Origin of the sequence: Streptomyces triticagri (genome assembly GCF_003429565.1) — a bacterium.
GTDB lineage: Bacteria > Actinomycetota > Actinomycetes > Streptomycetales > Streptomycetaceae > Streptomyces > Streptomyces triticagri.
In genome coordinates, this window is sequence record NZ_QUAK01000006.1 from 1 (window position 1) to 3,320 (window position 3,320).

The following is a 3,320-nucleotide window of genomic DNA, read 5'->3' on the forward strand; positions in this document are numbered from 1 at the left end:
ATTCCTCCTGCCTGTTCCGCTCTCGTGATGTGTGTCCCGATTACGGGAGAGCATTCACGGAGAGTTTGATCCTGGCTCAGGACGAACGCTGGCGGCGTGCTTAACACATGCAAGTCGAACGATGAACCCGCTTCGGTGGGGGATTAGTGGCGAACGGGTGAGTAACACGTGGGCAATCTGCCCTCCACTCTGGGACAAGCCCTGGAAACGGGGTCTAATACCGGATACGACACAGGGCCGCATGGTCTCTGTGTGGAAAGCTCCGGCGGTGGAGGATGAGCCCGCGGCCTATCAGCTTGTTGGTGGGGTGATGGCCTACCAAGGCGACGACGGGTAGCCGGCCTGAGAGGGCGACCGGCCACACTGGGACTGAGACACGGCCCAGACTCCTACGGGAGGCAGCAGTGGGGAATATTGCACAATGGGCGGAAGCCTGATGCAGCGACGCCGCGTGAGGGATGACGGCCTTCGGGTTGTAAACCTCTTTCAGCAGGGAAGAAGCGTGAGTGACGGTACCTGCAGAAGAAGCGCCGGCTAACTACGTGCCAGCAGCCGCGGTAATACGTAGGGCGCAAGCGTTGTCCGGAATTATTGGGCGTAAAGAGCTCGTAGGCGGCTTGTCGCGTCGGTTGTGAAAGCCCGGGGCTTAACCCCGGGTCTGCAGTCGATACGGGCAGGCTAGAGTTCGGTAGGGGAGATCGGAATTCCTGGTGTAGCGGTGAAATGCGCAGATATCAGGAGGAACACCGGTGGCGAAGGCGGATCTCTGGGCCGATACTGACGCTGAGGAGCGAAAGCGTGGGGAGCGAACAGGATTAGATACCCTGGTAGTCCACGCCGTAAACGGTGGGCACTAGGTGTGGGCAACATTCCACGTTGTCCGTGCCGCAGCTAACGCATTAAGTGCCCCGCCTGGGGAGTACGGCCGCAAGGCTAAAACTCAAAGGAATTGACGGGGGCCCGCACAAGCGGCGGAGCATGTGGCTTAATTCGACGCAACGCGAAGAACCTTACCAAGGCTTGACATACACCGGAAAACCCTGGAGACAGGGTCCCCCTTGTGGTCGGTGTACAGGTGGTGCATGGCTGTCGTCAGCTCGTGTCGTGAGATGTTGGGTTAAGTCCCGCAACGAGCGCAACCCTTGTCCCGTGTTGCCAGCAACTTCTTCGGAAGGTTGGGGACTCACGGGAGACCGCCGGGGTCAACTCGGAGGAAGGTGGGGACGACGTCAAGTCATCATGCCCCTTATGTCTTGGGCTGCACACGTGCTACAATGGCCGGTACAATGAGCTGCGATACCGCGAGGTGGAGCGAATCTCAAAAAGCCGGTCTCAGTTCGGATTGGGGTCTGCAACTCGACCCCATGAAGTCGGAGTCGCTAGTAATCGCAGATCAGCATTGCTGCGGTGAATACGTTCCCGGGCCTTGTACACACCGCCCGTCACGTCACGAAAGTCGGTAACACCCGAAGCCGGTGGCCCAACCCCTCGGGGAGGGAGCTGTCGAAGGTGGGACCAGCGATTGGGACGAAGTCGTAACAAGGTAGCCGTACCGGAAGGTGCGGCTGGATCACCTCCTTTCTAAGGAGCATCTAGACACCCACTCCACGGAGTGCGGTGTCCAGAGGCCACTACGCAGGCGAATGTTCTGCGGTGGTTGCTCATGGGTGGAACGTTGACTACTCGGCACNACTTCTCAGTCAAGCTTGCTTGACTCAGAGGCCAGTACATCAGCGAACGTCTGATGCTGGTTGCTCATGGGTGGAACGTTGACTACTCGGCACGGTCAGCCAACTTGGTTTGTTAGTACTGCTCTTCGGGGCGTGGAACACGGGTCTGGGTTGGGGGATCGGGTCGGGCACGCTGTTGGGTGTCTGAAGGCGCGGGCGTAGGCCTGGTGTTCTTCGGTTGCCGGCCCCGGTGTACTCACTGGTTTTTCGGTGGGGTGGCGGGTGGTTGGTCGTTGTTTGAGAACTGCACAGTGGACGCGAGCATCTGTGGCCAAGTTTTTAAGGGCGCACGGTGGATGCCTTGGCACCAGGAACCGATGAAGGACGTGGGAGGCCACGATAGTCCCCGGGGAGTCGTCAACCAGGCTTTGATCCGGGGGTTTCCGAATGGGGAAACCCGGCAGTCGTCATGGGCTGTCACCCGCTGCTGAACACATAGGCAGTGTGGAGGGAACGCGGGGAAGTGAAACATCTCAGTACCCGCAGGAAGAGAAAACAACCGTGATTCCGGGAGTAGTGGCGAGCGAAACTGGATGAGGCCAAACCGTATACGTGTGAGACCCGGCAGGGGTTGCGTGTGCGGGGTTGTGGGATCTCTCTTCTGTCGTCTGCCGGCGGCAGGACGAGTGAGAAACCGTTGATGTAGGCGAAGGACATGCGAAAGGTCCGGCGTAGAGGGTAAGACCCCCGTAGTCGAAACGTGAGCGGCTCGTTTGAGAGACACCCAAGTAGCACGGGGCCCGAGAAATCCCGTGTGAATCTGGCGGGACCACNCCAAGTAGCACGGGGCCCGAGAAATCCCGTGTGAATCTGGCGGGACCACCCGTTAAGCCTAAATATTCCCTGGTGACCGATAGCGGATAGTACCGTGAGGGAATGGTGAAAAGTACCGCGGGAGCGGAGTGAAATAGTACCTGAAACCGTGTGCCTACAAGCCGTGGGAGCGTCGCTGGCGGAACTTGTTTCTGTCAGTCGTGACTGCGTGCCTTTTGAAGAATGAGCCTGCGAGTTAGCGGTGTGTAGCGAGGTTAACCCGTGTGGGGAAGCCGTAGCGAAAGCGAGTCCTAAGAGGGCGAGGGAGTTGCACGCTCTAGACCCGAAGCGGAGTGATCTAGCCATGGGCAGGTTGAAGCGGAGGTAAGACTTCGTGGAGGACCGAACCCACCAGGGTTGAAAACCTGGGGGATGACCTGTGGTTAGGGGTGAAAGGCCAATCAAACTCCGTGATAGCTGGTTCTCCCCGAAATGCATTTAGGTGCAGCGTCGTGTGTTTCTTGCCGGAGGTAGAGCACTGGATAGGCGATGGGCCCTACCGGGTTACTGACCTTAGCCAAACTCCGAATGCCGGTAAGTGAGAGCGCGGCAGTGAGACTGTGGGGGATAAGCTCCATGGTCGAGAGGGAAACAGCCCAGAGCATCGACTAAGGCCCCTAAGCGTACGCTAAGTGGGAAAGGATGTGGAGTCGCAGAGACAACCAGGAGGTTGGCTTAGAAGCAGCCATCCTTGAAAGAGTGCGTAATAGCTCACTGGTCTAGTGATTCCGCGCCGACAATGTAGCGGGGCTCAAGCGTACCGCCGAAGTCGTGTCA

2 rRNA genes are annotated in these 3,320 nt (G+C 58.6%); both read left to right on the forward strand.

The features are described 5' to 3' along the window. Positions 1-53 precede the first annotated feature (53 nt). Positions 54-1,581: ribosomal RNA gene (locus DY218_RS00785) — 16S ribosomal RNA — on the forward strand. A 418-nt stretch (positions 1,582-1,999) separates the two neighbouring features. Beyond that, positions 2,000-3,320: ribosomal RNA gene (locus DY218_RS00790) — 23S ribosomal RNA — on the forward strand; the annotation flags it as partial.